Origin of the sequence: Cellulosilyticum lentocellum DSM 5427 (assembly GCF_000178835.2) — a bacterium.
Classification (GTDB): Bacteria; Bacillota; Clostridia; order Lachnospirales; family Cellulosilyticaceae; genus Cellulosilyticum; species Cellulosilyticum lentocellum.
Genome location: NC_015275.1, coordinates 4,130,055 through 4,146,068, shown reverse-complemented (window position 1 = coordinate 4,146,068; position 16,014 = coordinate 4,130,055). Strand labels below are relative to the sequence as shown.

Annotated in this window: 14 protein-coding genes; 13 read left to right on the top strand and 1 reads right to left on the bottom strand. The window is 35.4% G+C overall.

Annotation, left to right across the window (positions count from 1 at the left end; genetic code table 11):
• The first annotated feature begins 21 nt into the window (after positions 1-21).
• From CLOLE_RS19000 to CLOLE_RS18955, 10 genes are all read left to right on the top strand, one after another.
• Positions 22-1,122 (top strand): glycosyltransferase family 4 protein, encoded by a 1,101-nt coding sequence (locus tag CLOLE_RS19000; RefSeq protein WP_013658744.1) that lies wholly within the window; start codon positions 22-24, stop codon positions 1,120-1,122.
• Positions 1,123-1,137: 15 nt separating this feature from the next.
• Positions 1,138-2,274, top strand: coding sequence for a glycosyltransferase family 4 protein (locus CLOLE_RS18995; RefSeq protein WP_013658743.1), 1,137 nt, complete (start codon positions 1,138-1,140; stop codon positions 2,272-2,274).
• A gap of 75 nt (positions 2,275-2,349) precedes the next feature.
• On the top strand, positions 2,350-3,495 hold the full coding sequence (locus CLOLE_RS18990; RefSeq protein WP_013658742.1) for a glycosyltransferase: 1,146 nt from the start codon (positions 2,350-2,352) through the stop codon (positions 3,493-3,495).
• A 558-nt stretch (positions 3,496-4,053) separates the two neighbouring features.
• The gene (locus tag CLOLE_RS18985; protein ID WP_013658741.1) at positions 4,054-5,649 is read left to right on the top strand and encodes an ABC transporter substrate-binding protein; all 1,596 of its coding nucleotides are present in this window, start codon (positions 4,054-4,056) and stop codon (positions 5,647-5,649) included.
• Positions 5,650-5,936: 287 nt separating this feature from the next.
• The gene (locus CLOLE_RS18980) at positions 5,937-6,941 is read left to right on the top strand and encodes an ABC transporter permease (protein WP_013658740.1); all 1,005 of its coding nucleotides are present in this window, start codon (positions 5,937-5,939) and stop codon (positions 6,939-6,941) included.
• A gap of 15 nt (positions 6,942-6,956) precedes the next feature.
• Positions 6,957-7,859 carry an ABC transporter permease gene (locus CLOLE_RS18975; RefSeq protein WP_013658739.1) on the top strand — a complete coding sequence of 301 codons (903 nt, stop codon included), beginning with the start codon at positions 6,957-6,959 and terminating at the stop codon, positions 7,857-7,859.
• Positions 7,860-7,875: 16 nt separating this feature from the next.
• Positions 7,876-8,850 carry an ABC transporter ATP-binding protein gene (locus tag CLOLE_RS18970; protein ID WP_013658738.1) on the top strand — a complete coding sequence of 325 codons (975 nt, stop codon included), beginning with the start codon at positions 7,876-7,878 and terminating at the stop codon, positions 8,848-8,850.
• Entirely contained in the window at positions 8,850-9,869 is a 1,020-nt protein-coding gene (locus CLOLE_RS18965; RefSeq protein WP_013658737.1) for an ABC transporter ATP-binding protein, read from the top strand. Before CLOLE_RS18970 ends, CLOLE_RS18965 begins: the two co-directional genes overlap by 1 nt.
• Positions 9,870-9,996: 127 nt before the next feature.
• Positions 9,997-10,914 (top strand): YegS/Rv2252/BmrU family lipid kinase, encoded by a 918-nt coding sequence (locus CLOLE_RS18960; protein ID WP_013658736.1) that lies wholly within the window; start codon positions 9,997-9,999, stop codon positions 10,912-10,914.
• Between the two features lie 508 nt (positions 10,915-11,422).
• Positions 11,423-11,692 carry a hypothetical protein gene (locus tag CLOLE_RS18955; protein ID WP_013658735.1) on the top strand — a complete coding sequence of 90 codons (270 nt, stop codon included), beginning with the start codon at positions 11,423-11,425 and terminating at the stop codon, positions 11,690-11,692.
• Here the strand turns inward: CLOLE_RS18955 and CLOLE_RS18950 are convergent.
• A complete protein-coding gene (locus CLOLE_RS18950) occupies positions 11,689-12,165 on the bottom strand; it encodes a hypothetical protein (protein ID WP_013658734.1) in 477 nt (158 codons plus the stop codon). The two genes, CLOLE_RS18955 and CLOLE_RS18950, sit on opposite strands and share 4 nt — an antisense overlap.
• A gap of 348 nt (positions 12,166-12,513) precedes the next feature.
• On the opposite strand from CLOLE_RS18950, the gene CLOLE_RS22165 reads away from it, so the two are divergent.
• The 3 genes from CLOLE_RS22165 to CLOLE_RS18935 all read left to right on the top strand — a co-directional run bounded on the left by CLOLE_RS22165 (position 12,514) and on the right by CLOLE_RS18935 (position 15,993).
• Positions 12,514-12,894: an RNA polymerase sigma factor gene (locus CLOLE_RS22165; RefSeq protein ID WP_013658733.1), complete on the top strand. Its 381-nt coding sequence runs from the start codon at positions 12,514-12,516 to the stop codon at positions 12,892-12,894.
• A 186-nt stretch (positions 12,895-13,080) separates the two neighbouring features.
• Positions 13,081-15,078: an S-layer homology domain-containing protein gene (locus CLOLE_RS18940; RefSeq protein WP_013658732.1), complete on the top strand. Its 1,998-nt coding sequence runs from the start codon at positions 13,081-13,083 to the stop codon at positions 15,076-15,078.
• A gap of 105 nt (positions 15,079-15,183) precedes the next feature.
• Positions 15,184-15,993: a LysM peptidoglycan-binding domain-containing protein gene (locus tag CLOLE_RS18935; protein WP_013658731.1), complete on the top strand. Its 810-nt coding sequence runs from the start codon at positions 15,184-15,186 to the stop codon at positions 15,991-15,993.
• Positions 15,994-16,014: the final 21 nt, after the last annotated feature.

The following is a 16,014-nucleotide window of genomic DNA, read 5'->3' as shown; positions in this document are numbered from 1 at the left end:
TTATTTAAGGGAGTTTATAAAGTGAATAAAATATTACTCAATGGACTCCATTATGAAAAGAATGGAGCGGGAATTTCCAACTACACAAAAAATTTACTACATACCTTTATAAAAGACGAGTACCCAGTAGATATCCTCATGCGTGGAGAATTTGGGGATAAATATAAGGGAGAAAATATAATTCATGTGGATAAAGTACTTGGATTTAGTGCTAAGCGTATTATACAGGAGCAATGGACCAGTAAACATTTATATAAATCCTATGATTTGGTACATTTTCCTGACTATGCGACACCGGTGTTTTATCAGGGACATAAAGTAGCTACTATTCATGATATGGCCATGCATACCATGAGGGATAAGTATACAAGAATGCAAAATGTGACTAAGAATACCTTATTACAAGCTACTATAAGAAGTGCTAGCCATCTTATTTGTGATTCTGAGTTTACTAAGAAGGAATTGTGCTCTTATTATCCTAATTTAGCAGCAGATATTAGCGTAATTCATCTGGGAATAGAATCACCTAGGTTATTAGTTGATGACAGAAAAGCTAAAGATATTTTGGCCCGTTTAGGTATAACACATAAATACCTATTGTATGTAGGCACTATAGCTCCCCATAAAAATATTGTTCAACTGATTAAAGCTTTTTATGAGATTAAGAAGATCCATAAAGATTATAAGTTAGTCATTGCAGGGAAAAAGGGCTGGATGTACGAAGAGGTATTTAGTCAGGTGAGTGTTTTAGGTTTAGAGGAAGAGGTTATATTCACAGGTTTTGTAGATGAATTAGAGTTAGAGGCTTTATATAAGGAAGCAGAGTTTTATGTTAGTCTTTCTTTATACGAAGGATTTGGTTTGCCTCCACTAGAAGCTATGATAAGAAGTTGTCCGGTGTTAGTCTCTAATCTTGAAATTTTCAAAGAAACTTGCGGAGATAGTGCTTTGTTTTGCAGCCTTGAGCATCTAGAAGAGATTGTAAGAGGAATGAGGTCTTTAATAGAGCATCCGAATCTTAGAAATCAACTAATAGAAAAGGGTTTGGCAAGGGTTAAGCAATTTACCTGGGAGGAAACAGCTAGTAGAACTTATGAGGTATATCAAAGTGTATTGAAGTAAAAAGGGAGATAAGGTATGAAGATTGCTATAGAATTACAACCCTGTTTAAAGAATAGGTCAGGAGTAGGTGTTTATACCTATGAACTTAGTAAACGGTTACAAGCTTACGAACAAATAGAATTGCAAGGAGATGTATTTAATTTCCTAGAAAGAAATGATTTAAAGCAAGATTTAATGGGTCTAAACTTTAGTAAAGAGACTTGTAAATTATTTCCCTATGGGATTTATCGTAGGATATGGCATTACTTACCTATCAAGTATAATCAGCTTTTTAAAAGAGAGGTAGAGTTAACCCATTTCTTTAACTTTATCGTGCCGCCTCGTATAGAGGGGAAAGTGATGAATACCATTTATGACCTGACCTTTGAGTTTTATCCAGAGACTATGGATAAGCGTAATCTAAGGCGTATTAAAAGGGATTTAGCGTATAGCTTAGAAAGACCAGATAAGATTATTACCATTTCGGAAGCCACTAAACAAGATATGATACAGCATTTAAGAGTAGATCCAAGTAAAATAGAAGTGATTTATTGTGGCGTAGACTTTAAACATTTTAATGAGGTGAGAAATAATAGTCAAAGTGTAAGGGGGAAATATCAACTTCCAGACCGATATATACTCTATATGGGAACCCTAGAACCTAGAAAAAATATTGAAACGTTAATTGAAGCTTTTAAAAGGTTTAAGATTGAAGGGGACAAGTCTAATGCCCAAATTAAATTAGTGTTAGCAGGTAAGAAGGGCTGGCTTTATGAAGGAATATTTAAGAAGATACAGGAGCTAGGCTTAGAGGATGATGTAGTAGATTTAGGGTATATTGATGAGATTGATAAGCCGGCACTTTATCAAATGGCAGAATGCTTTGTTTTTCCCTCTATTTATGAAGGTTTTGGTATTCCTGTTATCGAGGCAATGGCAGCAGGTACGCCGGTAATTACCACCAATGTATCATCACTACCAGAGGTGGTGGGAGAGGCAGGGTTATTAGTAGATCCAAAGGATACTATAGCACTAGCAGAAAGTATGCATCAATTAACAACAAACAAAATAAAAAAGCAAGAGTTAATTCAAAAAGGTTATGCTCAAGCTCAAAAATTTAGTTGGGAGACTTCTACTGAAAAGTTGCACAAGGTATATAAAGAATTACTTTAATGAGGGTTAGTAAATGATTTATACAGATTGTTAGAGAAGATGAAACGATGAAATAGTTAATAGAGGAGTAGGATAATGAAAGTAGCAATTGTACATGAATGGTTGAGTGTATATGGAGGATCTGAAAGGGTAGTTGAAGTACTACATGAGCTTTTTCCAGAGGCACCTATCTACACGCTAGTATACGATAAAGATAATATGCCAGAGCGATTTAAAAATTATGATATACGGACGACTTTTGTGCAGAAGCTTCCATTTGCTAAAAAAAAGTATCCTCATTATCTGCCCTTCATGCCGAGAGCTTTTGAAGAATTGGATTTAACAGAATATGACTTGGTTCTTACATCCTCCTCATCTTGCTGCAAAGGCGTCATTACGCGTTCGGATGCTTTAAATATATGTTATTGCTATACACCTATTAGATATGTTTGGGAATTTTATTATGAGTATACCAAGGAGATGAAGGGTCTAAAAAGGTGGTTTGTTTCTCATGTGATTCATAAGATTAGAATGTGGGATAGATTAGCAGCAGACCGGGTAGATTATTTTATTGCTATCTCTCATTACATACAAAATCGCATTAGCAAGTATTATCGTAGGGAGTCGAAGGTGATTTTTCCGCCTGTAAATACACATTTATATGAGATAGCACCTAAAAAGCAAGATTATTATTTGGTAGTATCTAGATTGGTGACTTATAAACGAATAGATTTAGCAATAAAAGCCTTTAATGAATTAGGTCTGCCTTTGGTTATTATTGGAGGGGGCCCTGAGGAGAAGAAGCTAAAGGCTATGGCTAAGGAGAATATTATCTTCCTTGGTAGATTGAGTGATGAAGAGATTGCCAGATATTATGCCGAGAGTAAGGCGTTTATTTTCCCTGGTGAAGAGGATTTTGGTATTACACCAGTAGAAGCACAAGCATCAGGCACACCGGTCATTGCCTATGGTAGAGGGGGAGTAATGGATACTGTAAAGGATAGTAAGACGGGGATTTTATTCAGAGAACAAACAAGTGAAAGTTTGATAGCAGCTATTGAGCTATTTGAGGCTGTAGGTGTAAGTTATGATTCGGCGCAGATTAAATTACATAGTGAGGCTTTTGCTGTAAGTAGGTTTAAAGAAAATTTATTACTCTATATTGAGCAGTGCATAGAAGAACAAACAAAAAGGAAATTACATCAACAACAATATGAAGCGATTGAGAAGATAGCAAGGTGATGGGATTATCATTAAAACTACTATCAATGGAAAAATGAAATAATAAAGAATGCCATGAAAAGGTCCTCATCCAGTAATGTAACCATTACTGGATGAGGACCTTTTCAACTCAAATTTTTATTAAAATTCGTAGCTAGTTAGCTTGGCAAAGATCACCTTGCCTGATGGAGGTGTTTTTACTAGGCGTACTTAAGATAAAGCAGTAATATAATTACTTAATTATGCAAGAGACTAAATTTGTTATTATATTACTGAAAAATGAATGACATAAATATTTAAAAACCAAGTAATATATTTTATTATAAAATCAAATAAAACAAAAACTTATGTAAATATATTGCAATTAACAACAAAAATATGTATAATGACTAAAAAAGATAAACAACTTAAAGTGCTATATGAAGTTTGAGTTTATCTTTGTTGCAAGAAGCGTTTCAAGGGTGGTTAGTTTAAGCTAATGACGAACGTATTTCTATGCAAATGATTTACATAATATTCAAGTTGGGGATAAAACTTGAACAGGAAAATAGCCATAATAAAAGAAGGAGAGGATTAAATATGAAAAAGAAATTGGCTTTAGTAATAGCCCCACTACTTGCAGTAACTATGCTAGTAGGCTGCGGCGGAAATTCATCTAGTCAAGCTGGTGATAAGCCAGCAGCTTCAGCTGAAGCAGGAACAGCTGCTGATGCTAATATTGCAGACACTTTAGTTTTTGCACAAGGAGCAGAACCACGTGGACTTGATCCTGCATTTGTTGATGATGGAGAATCATCAAAGGTTATTGTTAACGTATATGAAGGACTTTTAGCTTATGCTAAGGATTCAACAGAGCTTGAACCTTGCCTTGCAGAAAGCTGGGAAGTTTCAGAAGATGGTTTAAGTTATACTTTTAAATTAAGACAAGGTGTTAAATTTCACGATGGTACAGACTTTAATGCAGATGCAGTTAAAGTAAACATCGATAGACAATTACCACCACTTCGTCAAGAAGATATGCCATATGCAAGCTTCGTATATGCAGATGTTAAAGATGTAGTTGTAGTAGATGAGTATACAGTTCAAATTAACTTAACAAAGAAAAATACAGCATTCCTTGCTAACCTTGCAATGAGCCTTGCAGCTCCTATTGCAAGTCCTACAGCTCTTGAAGCTAATGGTGGTAACCTTAATGAGTCACCAGTAGGTACTGGCCCATATAAATTTGTAGAATGGAATCCTTCAGAAGATATCATTTTAACAAGAAACGATGAATACTGGAGAGAACCAGCTAAAACAAAAAATATTGTATTCAAATTCATTCCAGATAACTCAGCTCGTATCGTAGCTCTTAAGAGTGGTGAAGTAGATATGATTGATGGTATTGACTCTACAGGTGTTGATCAAATCAAAGCTGATGGTAATGAACTTTACAATGTTTCAGGTATGAACATTAACTACATGGCTTATAACACAACAAGAGCACCTTTTGATAATGTAGCTGTTAGAACAGCGCTTTCAAAAGCAGTTAATGTACCAGAGCTTGTTACAGCACTTTATGGTGATTATGCAGAATTAGCTACAACTATTCTTCCAACATTTATGCCAGGTTATAGTGCAGACGTTAAACAAGTAGAATACGACCCAGAAGCAGCTAAAGCAGAACTTGCAGCAGCAGGCTTCAATCAACCTATTAAAATGATCGTTTACAATAACCCAAGACCATATAATGCAAGAAATAAAGCATTAGCAGAATCTATTCAATCTTACTGGAGCAAAGTTGGTGTTGAAGTAACAATTGAAGATTATGACTGGACTACATACAAAGATAAAGTTGTAGCAGGTGACTACGATGTATGTTTCTATGGTTGGATTGGTGATAATGGTGACCCAGATAACTTCCTCAACCTTTTATGTGACCAAAGTCCAGCGATGAACGTAGCAAAATTAAATGATGAAAAATTAAGTGCTATGATCGCAGAAGGGACATCTACAGAAAAAGGTGAGGCAAGAAATACTATCTACACAGAAGCAGAAAAATATATTGCAAGTCTTGCAGTATGGCTTCCAATCAGTCACGCAAATAGCTTATCTGCTTACTCACCAGCAGTACAAAACTATACTTACCACCCAACAGGTAACATTTTCTTTAGAGAAATGTACAAAAACAAATAAGATTCTTAATTAAGAATAAATCCATAAGTACCATTCATTATCCTTATGAATGGTACTTATGCTATCCCCAACTTCTAAATTCTATAAATGTGGGATCTATAATCAACTTTTAATAGTTTTTATCAACTGTTGTCGTTTCTTACATATTATGATTTTAAATAGTGTTTAATAATATAGGTGCAATAAAGTTTATGGGAAAGATGACCCCTCTCTTTCCCCACCACACTGCTTACTATCGCACATGTTTTATAATCACAAAAAAGTTTAATATTGAAAGGAGTCAATACATGTTAAAGTATATTGCTAAACGCATCCTGCTATTAATTCCTGTACTTCTCGGCGTGTCCATCATCATCTTTGCTATGATGCGTGTATTCTCGCCAGATCCAGCTGGTATCGTACTTGGGCAACATGCCACAGAAGAAAAGATGGAAGAATGGCGTGAAGCCAATGGACTTAATGAGCCTATCGTTACTCAGTACATAGATTATATGAAAGGCATTTTTAAGGGAGACTTTGGTAACTCTTATTATACTAAAAAACCAGTAGCTAAAGAGATCTTCTCACGTTTCCCAGCTACTATTGAGCTTGCCTTATGTGCCATCATTATTGCTTCACTATTAGGTATCACCTTAGGGGTCATATCAGCAGTTAAGAAAAATTCCATCATTGATAACCTAAGTATGATTTTATCTTTGGTGGGGGTATCTATGCCGATCTTCTGGCTAGGTATATTACTTATTATTCTTTTCTCAGGTATTTTAGGTTGGCTACCAGCACAAGGTAGAATCGAAACACTATTAAGACCGGAGAACGTAACAGGTCTTTATTTAATAGATAGTCTTATAGCAGGTAATATGGAATCCTTCGTTTCTTCCTTAAAGCATTTAGTCTTACCATCAGCAGCACTTGCCATGTATTCTATGGCGATTATTGCACGTATGACAAGAAGTACAATGCTAGAAACTTTATCACAAGACTATATTCGTACAGCTAGAGCAAAGGGTATTGCAGAAGGCAAAGTGATTCGTAAACATGCCCTTTCAAATGCCATGATTCCTATAGTAACTGTTATTGGTATCCAACTGGGGTATTTAATGGGTGGAGCTGTGCTGACTGAAACAGTATTTGCATGGCCAGGTATAGGCAAATATACCGTAGAAGCGATTATGAAATCAGATTTCCCTATTGTACAAGGTGTCGTTTTATTAGTAGCCTTCATCTTTGTTATGATGAACTTAATCGTTGATATTATCTATGCATTCCTAGATCCACGTATTAAATATTCTTAGAGAGGAGGAATAATAGTGGCAGCAGAGCAAATTGCAAATCAAAATAATGAAATAGCTAACGTTAAAATAGAAAAGCCAGAATCAGAATTTAAACAAATGTGGTATGCCCTTACAAGAAATAAAGCAGCTGTGGTGGGTATGGCTATCATTGGCTTCTTAATCTTCCTAGCCGTTTTTGGTAAGTTCCTTATGCCTTATGATCCGAATTATGGGGACATGTCCATTAATAAATTAACCCCTTCCGCGGCTCACTGGTTTGGTACTGATGAACAAGGAAGAGACATTTTCTCTCGTGTTATTGATGGGACAAGAGTTTCTCTATCTGTAGGGGTGGCAGCCGTAAGCTTTGCCCTTGTTATAGGAACCTTATTTGGAGCTATTGCAGGTTATAAGGGTGGTAAAATCGATACGATTATCATGAGATTTATGGATATTATGATGTCCATTCCAGATATTCTCCTTGCCATTACGTTTATGGCTGCTTTAGGTAGAGGTATTGATAAAGCTGTTATTGCTATCGGACTCGTATCTATACCAGAATATGCACGTATCGTCAGAGGTAGCATTATGTCTATCAAGGATAGTGAATATGTTCAAGCAGCGAAAGTTATTGGTAATAAAGATGGCGCTATTATCTTTAGGCATATTCTTCCTAATGTTCTTTCACCTATTATTGTTCGTGCAACTTTAGGTATTTCTAGTGCCGTTTTAAATACAGCAGCACTTGGCTTCTTAGGACTTGGTGTACAACCTCCTTATGCAGAGTGGGGAGATATGTTAGGACGTGCCCGCGTGTTTATCTTTGAAGCACCTTATATGCTTATTTTCCCTGGACTTGCCATTACTATTACGGTACTTGCATTTAATCTATTAGGGGATGGGCTAAGAGATGCCTTTGACCCTAAGGCACGTCATTAAGAAGAGAGGTGAAAATATGTTATTAGAAGTAAATAACCTAAGTACTGTATTCAAAATGAAAAGAGGCACCGTAAAAGCAGTTAACGATATTAGCTTTAACTGTAATGATGGTGAAATACTTGCAATCGTAGGAGAAAGTGGTTCAGGAAAAAGTGTTACCTCTCTATCTATTATGCAGCTCCTAGCTGAAAATGCAGAAATAGCAGAAGGTGAGATTCTTTATAAAGGAGAAAATCTCCTTAAAAAGTCACCCGCAGAAATGAGAGCCATAAGAGGTAATCAAATCTCTATGATTTTCCAAGAACCTATGACTTCTTTAAATCCTGTTCTCCGCATTGGAGAGCAGCTTACAGAAAGTATTCGTTTACATATGAAGCTTGATAAAAAAGCAGCTCTAGCAAGAGCTGTAGAAATGCTTGAACTAGTAGGGATTCCTTCCCCAGAGCAAAGGGTAAAAGACTACCCTCACCAAATGTCTGGAGGTATGAGACAACGTGTCATGATAGCTATGGCACTTGCTTGTAATCCTGAGCTCCTTATAGCAGATGAACCTACTACTGCACTTGATGTAACGATTCAAGCACAAATCCTAGACCTTATCTATAAGCTTCGTCAGAAATTAGGCATGGCAGTGCTTCTTATCACTCATGACCTTGGCGTTGTAGCAGAAGCTGCTGACAGAGTTATCGTTATGTACTGTGGTAAAGTCGTTGAAGAAGCTAAAGTAGATGCCCTTTTTGAAAGGCCACTTCATCCTTATACAGAAGGACTTCTAGCTTCTATTCCTAGAGCAGATGAAGATAGAGAAAGGCTTTATATGATAGAAGGTATGGTACCTAATCCAATGAATATGCCAAGTGGCTGCAGCTTTAGTGATCGTTGCAGCAAATGCATGGAGATATGTAAAACAAAAGAACCAGAAATGATAGTTGATGGTGAACGCAAAGTGCGCTGTCACTTATATACCAAAGAGCAGGAGGTGGCAAAATAATGGAGAAGGAAAAAGAAGTTTTATTAGAGATTAATCACTTAACCAAAGAATTTGTCATCGAAAAAAGCTTTTTTGGAAAACCTACTAAAGTACTTAAAGCAGTTCAAGATGTTTCCTTTAAAATCTATAAACAAGAAGCCTTTGGGTTAGTAGGTGAAAGTGGTTGTGGTAAAACAACCATTGGTAAAATGTTAGCTAATGTTTATGCCCCAACTAGTGGAGAAATTCTATACAATGGTGTAGACCTTGCTAAATTAAATGCGAAACAAAGAAGAGCTTACTGTAAAGATATTCAGCTGGTATTCCAGGACCCTTATGCTTCACTTAATCCTAGAATGACTATTGGTGATATCATCGCAGAGCCTATTAGAATCAATAAATTAATGCCTAAAGAAGATATTGAAAAGCGTGTTCTATACCTTCTTAACTGTGTAGGGCTTGCAAGTCACCAAAGAAATCGTTACCCTCATGAATTTTCAGGTGGACAACGCCAAAGAGTGGGCATCGCTAGAGCGTTAGCAGTAGAACCTAAGCTTATTGTTTGTGATGAACCAGTTTCAGCTCTAGACGTATCTATCCAAGCTCAAGTACTTAATTTACTTGCAGACTTAAAGGAAGAGTTTGGCCTCACCTATCTCTTTATCGCCCATGGGTTAAATGTAGTTAAACACATTAGTGACCGAGTAGGCGTTATGTACTTAGGTAAAATCCAGGAGTTAGCAGATAAACATGAACTTTATGATTCACCTATTCATCCCTATACAAAGGCATTGCTTTCTTCAACCCCTGTTATTGACCCTAAGCTGAAGAAAAGCAAAGAACGCATTATCTTAAAAGGGGATGTACCAAGTCCTATAGCACCACCACCAGGTTGTCTTTTTAACACACGCTGCTATTTAGAGAAAATAGAAGCTTGTACTAAAGAATGTCCAAGTTTAGTGGATGCTACAGGAGAAGGTCACTTAGTAGCTTGTCATCTTTATAAAGAGCAACTTGAGAAGTTAAAGAAAACTGTGTAAATTATAAGAGTGTAGGATGTTTAGAAAAAATCTAAATAGCCTACACTTTTTATATGGCTAGTTTTAATTGTATTAAAATAACATACAATGTACAATATAAGAAAATAGGATATAGGAGGTGGAGAAGATGAAACGAAAAGCAGTTTTACTGTACAATCCCAAAGCAGGTCATAGGGCTATTATTACTCATCTAGACTATATTGCTAAGAAAATGCAGCAGTTTGGTTATGAGCTAAGCTTATATAGAAGTATGGCTCCAGGAGATATTAAAAGCTATATCAAAGAAAATATAACAGTAGATAATACTCAGCTTATACTTATTTCTGGTGGCGATGGTACAGTTAATGATTGTATTACAGGCATGCTAGAAAAAGGACTAGATATTCCGCTTCTCATCTTGCCTCTAGGCACTTCGAATGATTTTGCAAACTCAGCAGGAATTCCTATGGGGATTAAGGAGTGCTTGGCTTTAGTAGAAGAAGGAGAACTTTCTTATATAGATGTAGGTAAGGCTAATGAAAAGTATTTTATTAATGTGTGTAACATGGGGCTTTTTAGTGGCGTATCTCATACTGTAGACTTGGAAATGAAAAAGAAGTTTGGAAGGCTAGCTTACTATGTTAAGGGTTTTGAAGAAATACAAAACTATCAAGCTATGGATATGACCATCACGACTGATAAAGAAATTCTAAAAGGCAAATATATTTTAGTCCTTGTATTTAATGGCAAAGGAGCCGGAGGACTTTTGAAGTTAGCTCAGGAAGCTGAGATTACAGATGGGGTATTTAATATGGTTTGCATCAAAGATATTGGTTTCTTTGATGTGCCAGGTCTCTTCCTTAAAGTATTACAGGGAGAGCATTTAAAGGATTCAAAGGTAGATTACATTACTACTGACAAGGTGACCATTGAATGTCATAACCAAGAGCAGAAGCATTTTGTAACAGATGTGGATGGTGAGGAAGGACCTAGTTTCCCAATGAAGATAGAGGTGCTTTCTAATAAGCTAAGAATATTTTTGCCTAAAAAGGAAGAGGAGGCATAATGAGTTTAGCCATTGATCTAAACGATTATAAAAGATAAATACTAAATGGGAAAATACATTATATGTCCTCTTCTGCTAAACGGAGCTCGTCATTAAGTTAGAAGAACTATTTTAAAGAAAGATTTTGAGTATTAAAGTGATGAATGACTAAGTTATATGCATATAAAAAAGGGATGAAGTGAACCAAGGTCTAGAAAGCTTGGTTTGCTTCATCCCTTTTGTTTGCTAAAAGGTAATCAACCTATGAGAATAGGTGGTTTTCAAAGACTAGAATGTAAATAATATTTGAATATCAAGGGCTTTAACTGATTGTTTAATAAGAAAAAATATAAAAAAGTTTCAAACATTAACTTGATTTTTAAAAAATCATAGGGTATAACAATAGTACAACCTTTGCAAATGGTAAAAAAATACAAAAATACAAATAAATAACCAAAAACAAAAGAACAGTACATAACAGAAAACTTGGCTGTAAATAAATGAGAGATATAGAAATGGAGGAAAAGATATGTTAATGGAAATGCTATTTAGTATGGTATTCTTTCTGCTACCGGTAATAGGTATGTTTGGAGCTGTTATAGCTAGGGGACTACAAATAGGGGAGAAAGCAGAGGAAAGGACCATGACTCGTATAGGAGGAAGAAGGGAGAGACCTCTATTGGCCTCTACCTTAGCTGATAACCCAGTAATGAGATATCAGCTTGTAGAAAATAAAGTACATATACCCTTAAAATTCATTGGTCACAAACGGATATTCCACCAGAGGGCAGGTCCTTAAGTTACTTTTTCTTTCCACATGAATTCAAATTGTTTTTTGTAATCTACATAAGCATAGCCAAGGAGCTTGGCAGCATTTTGCTTTTTGAGAATGTAGGATTTGGGGGACAAGGTGGTTAGTATTTGATTATTGATTAAAGTGAGCTGGTTATCTTCTAAGGCTACTATGAAACTACTGTTGACATAGCCAAAGCAGCCATCCTGCTTACCTACACCTTTTCGGAGTTTAACAGGTAAAAAGATCAGATTATTATCAATCACCACAGGAGTATTTAATTTACTTCCTATAACCTGGTGAGTCCAGTGACGAATAGCCTTAGGGTCAAGGTGAAGCGTATAAAGCATACGATAGATATAAGTTTTGATGGAACAAGAAGCGTATTCTTTAGAACCATCTTTAAATAGAATGCAAGTAGAGTTTTGTCCATAGGTATCATAAAAAGGAATAAGAGCTGCAATATCTGAATAGAACATGAAAATTCACCTCCTTAGTAATCGAACATATGTTCGCTTTGTGTATGATAAATTATATAACTATAGTGAGAGGTTTTCAAGTATCTATTAGTAAAATGTATAAAAAATAGGGAGTATTTCAAACTATTACATAACTAATGAAAACTGTTCAATTCGTTTTGAATAAAGTTCATGTTACCTTTGTGTTGCGCAAATAAACAGCTGCAGCAGAAAAGGTGAATAATGACAGAGGAACAAAGTAGGTTATCTTATGTATGGTGGGAAAAGATGAATCCCCTTGTAAGAAAGTTCGTAAGAGAAACGGTGCTGTATGGTTTTGACGAGGACGATTTAAAGTAGGAATGTTATATGCAACTACAAAAAGCGTTAGAAAGATATGATGAGCGTTTAGGGGTTCCCTTTGAAAGCTATTATAAAATTACTTTATATGGATGGCGGTCCAACCAGAATAAGAAAAGTAAACGTAGGCTTTTAGAAGGAAATGAGATACTGCTAGAAGCAGTGGATGAGCGGGTGGATGTAGAAAAAGAAGTAGAAAAGGGGCTTCTATGGGAAGTGGCTCTAGGGGAGCTAAAGAAGCTAAGCGAGGTGGAGCAATACATCATTAAAGCTTATTATTTGGAAGGTAAGAAGCTAATAGACATTGCGAAAGCTTTAGGCGTTAATTATAAGACGATTGAATTTAGGAAAGGAGCAGCTTTAAAAAAGTTAAGAGAGCGATTAAGCTAAATAGAAACGAGTAAAATCATAAGACCACTTCAAGAGCCTGGGTCACTTTTGAAGTGGCCTTTTCACGTATTTGTATTCTATTTGTAATGTAGGTTTGTATTGTTTTTTAAGCATTTTTGGCATAGAATATAATTAAAGTAGGAAAACTATGTAAAACTTTAAACAATAAGAGGAGGTAGGGAATTAATGAAGTTTAGAAAGTTTAATAAGAGTTTATTAGCACTGGGCTTAGCCACTTTATATACAGTTAGTACCTTTGCAGCAGTAGCAACTGATGTGTCTGCAAATCACTGGGCATACACAGCGATTACAGATTTAGAAAATAGAGGGATTGTTACTTATAATAGTAAAGGACAATTTTTCCCTAATAACCAAATGACATACTTTGAGGTAGCAGACATCTTGGCAAAAGCTACAGGCTATGTCAATGTAGAGATTGCTACAAATGTTGATGAAACCTTTAAAAATCAAATTATCAATAATTATAACAATCAAAAATCAACACTTGCATCCTATGCGACTAAATATAGTACATGGGATAAGCTCTATGATCAACAAGTAGCGTACATACTAGGTAGAGGTTTTATTAGCAAAACTGACTTAGACAAATTTATTACAAAAGCTAATAATAAAGAAACTAAAGCCATCATGACTAAACAAGACCTAGCAGTATACATCGTACGTATATTAGGTAAAGAAAAAACAGCTCAAGCTGATTATGTCGCTGGTGCTTTTAATGATGAAAGCTTAATAGGTGCTACGAATAGACCTTATATGGCTTACTTAAAGAGTATAGGTATGATTACACCTGATGCAAAGGGTAATTCTAATCCTAATACGCCAGTTACCAAAGCATTATGTGCTAAGATGGTAAGTGATGCCTTAAAGATAAAAGAAGCAGGCACTGACAATAATACTAATAGTGGTACCAATGGTGGTCAAACTAATACCACATCTGGTGAAACTGTTACCTTCAAAAAAATGATGTCTAAGAACACCTCTGAACAATACATAGCAGTACAAAAAGAAGGAGATAGTAAAACGATTTATTATACTGTAAAAAATACTTTAAAAGCTAAAGATGAAGCAGGTAATGAAATCAGTTTATCTTCCCTTACAGCAGAACAAAAAATAACAGTAACCTATGAACTCATTAATAATATAGAGTATATTACAAGTATAAAAATAGTAGGAAATGGTAATAGTAATTCAAATAGCAACGCTAATAGTGGTTCAGACACCACCGTTAATGCAAGTGCAGTAACAGGGACATTATTAGAAAAGGTTAGTAATGGCATTGTACGTATAAGTCTTTCAGATGGACAAACAAGAACTTATATTTTAGATAGCAACTGCATCATTACTTTAAATGGTGTAACAGCTGATAGTAGTGCCCTTAATGCAGGGGATACGGTTGTTGTTAGCGTAGAAAATGCAACGATTACTAAAGTACAAGCTACTAAAGGAACAGGCACAACTGTTAGTACTTTAAGTAGCGGTGAAATCACAGCTAAACAAGTTGTTTTAGATGGCTACAATGTAACCCTTAAACAAGGAACTAGCGAAGCAACTGTATTTATACCAGAAAAAGCAACGATTAAACGTAACAATAAAATCAGAAACCTAGAAGATTTAAGAATAGGTGATCAAATTAGCTTAACAAAAACAGGAACTACCGTTAGTGCAGTAACAGCAACAGGGGAGCAAAGCAGCGTAACAGGTATGATTAAAGAGATTCATCTGGCACAACCAGGTAGGGTGGTAGTTAATACCGGTAAGGAAACTGTAACCTATACCTTAGGTACAGAAACAGAGATTTATGATATCAATTCACGTAAATACATTAACTTACGTGATCTTCATTTAGGCCAAGAGATTGACCTCTTACTTGAAAGTAAAGAAGTGGTTTCTCTTGATGTAGTTAAGAGTACAAGTGCTGTGAACTATAAAGGTATCATTAAGAATGTTTCAAGGGGCAGTGACTACATTGATGTGCTTGTAGATTATGACCCTATATCAGGACAAACTCAGATTTATAAACGTATAGAAGTACCTAATTCGCTTTCTATTATCAATAATAATAAAGAGGTAAATCGTAACACTTTAGATATAGGTATGGAAGTTGTAATTACTTATAAATATTTGGACGATTCTTCACCAGAAAAAATCCTAATTATTGGATAGAGCAGGATGTAATAATGAAAGGGGACATGAAGGGAAATGTCCCCTTTTATGATAAGTTAGGAGAGTACGCTTTTCAAACTGGGCTTAAATGAAAGGAGTAAAAATGTGGCAAGAAGTAGTGGACAAAAAGTAATTAAGCTTAATAGTGCTAGGAGAAAACGTAGCCTTAATTTAAAGCCGGATAGGAAAATTATGGTGATTGCGGTTGTTATAGCAGCTATTTTGGGTATATGGCTTGCATTTAGACCAAATGCTTATGAGATTAGTATTAATGGAGAGGTCATAGGTGCTATTAAGGATATTAAAGTGATAGAAGCAGCTAAAGAAACTGTTATTGCACAGCTTAGGACAGAGTATCAAAGTGATGTTAAATTTGAAGATGACTTAGAATTAAGAAGATATCGCGCAAAAAAAAGAGACTATATTGATCCTACTTATTTAATCTCCTGCATGAGAAGTAATATGCAGATTTTAGTAGGATTTAAAGAAATTTATGTAGAAGATGAACCTATAGGTATAGTAACTTCAGAAGCGGAAATCGAGACACTTAAGACGGAGCTTAAAAAGAAATATTATGGAGGCAAAGCTGTTAAAGTAGAATTCGGTAAGAAGGTTGAATTAAAAGATATATTTGCCAAAGAAGCTGATTTAATTTCTATAGAAAAACTAGTACAAAAGTGTACGGTAACAACACCTAAAAGTGTCAGCTATGAAGTACAAAGTGGTGATACACTTTCAGGAATTGCTAATAAGTACAATACAACCATTGATAGTATTATTTCAGCTAATCCAGAATTCACAGATAAAGTTGTATTAAGAATTGGGCAGACTATTAAAGTGAATATAAATGAACCATTATTGCCATTAAAGATAGTGAAAGAGGAAGTACCTGCCGAAGAAAATAAAGAAGCTTAAATATAAAAAGAGATCAAGTAG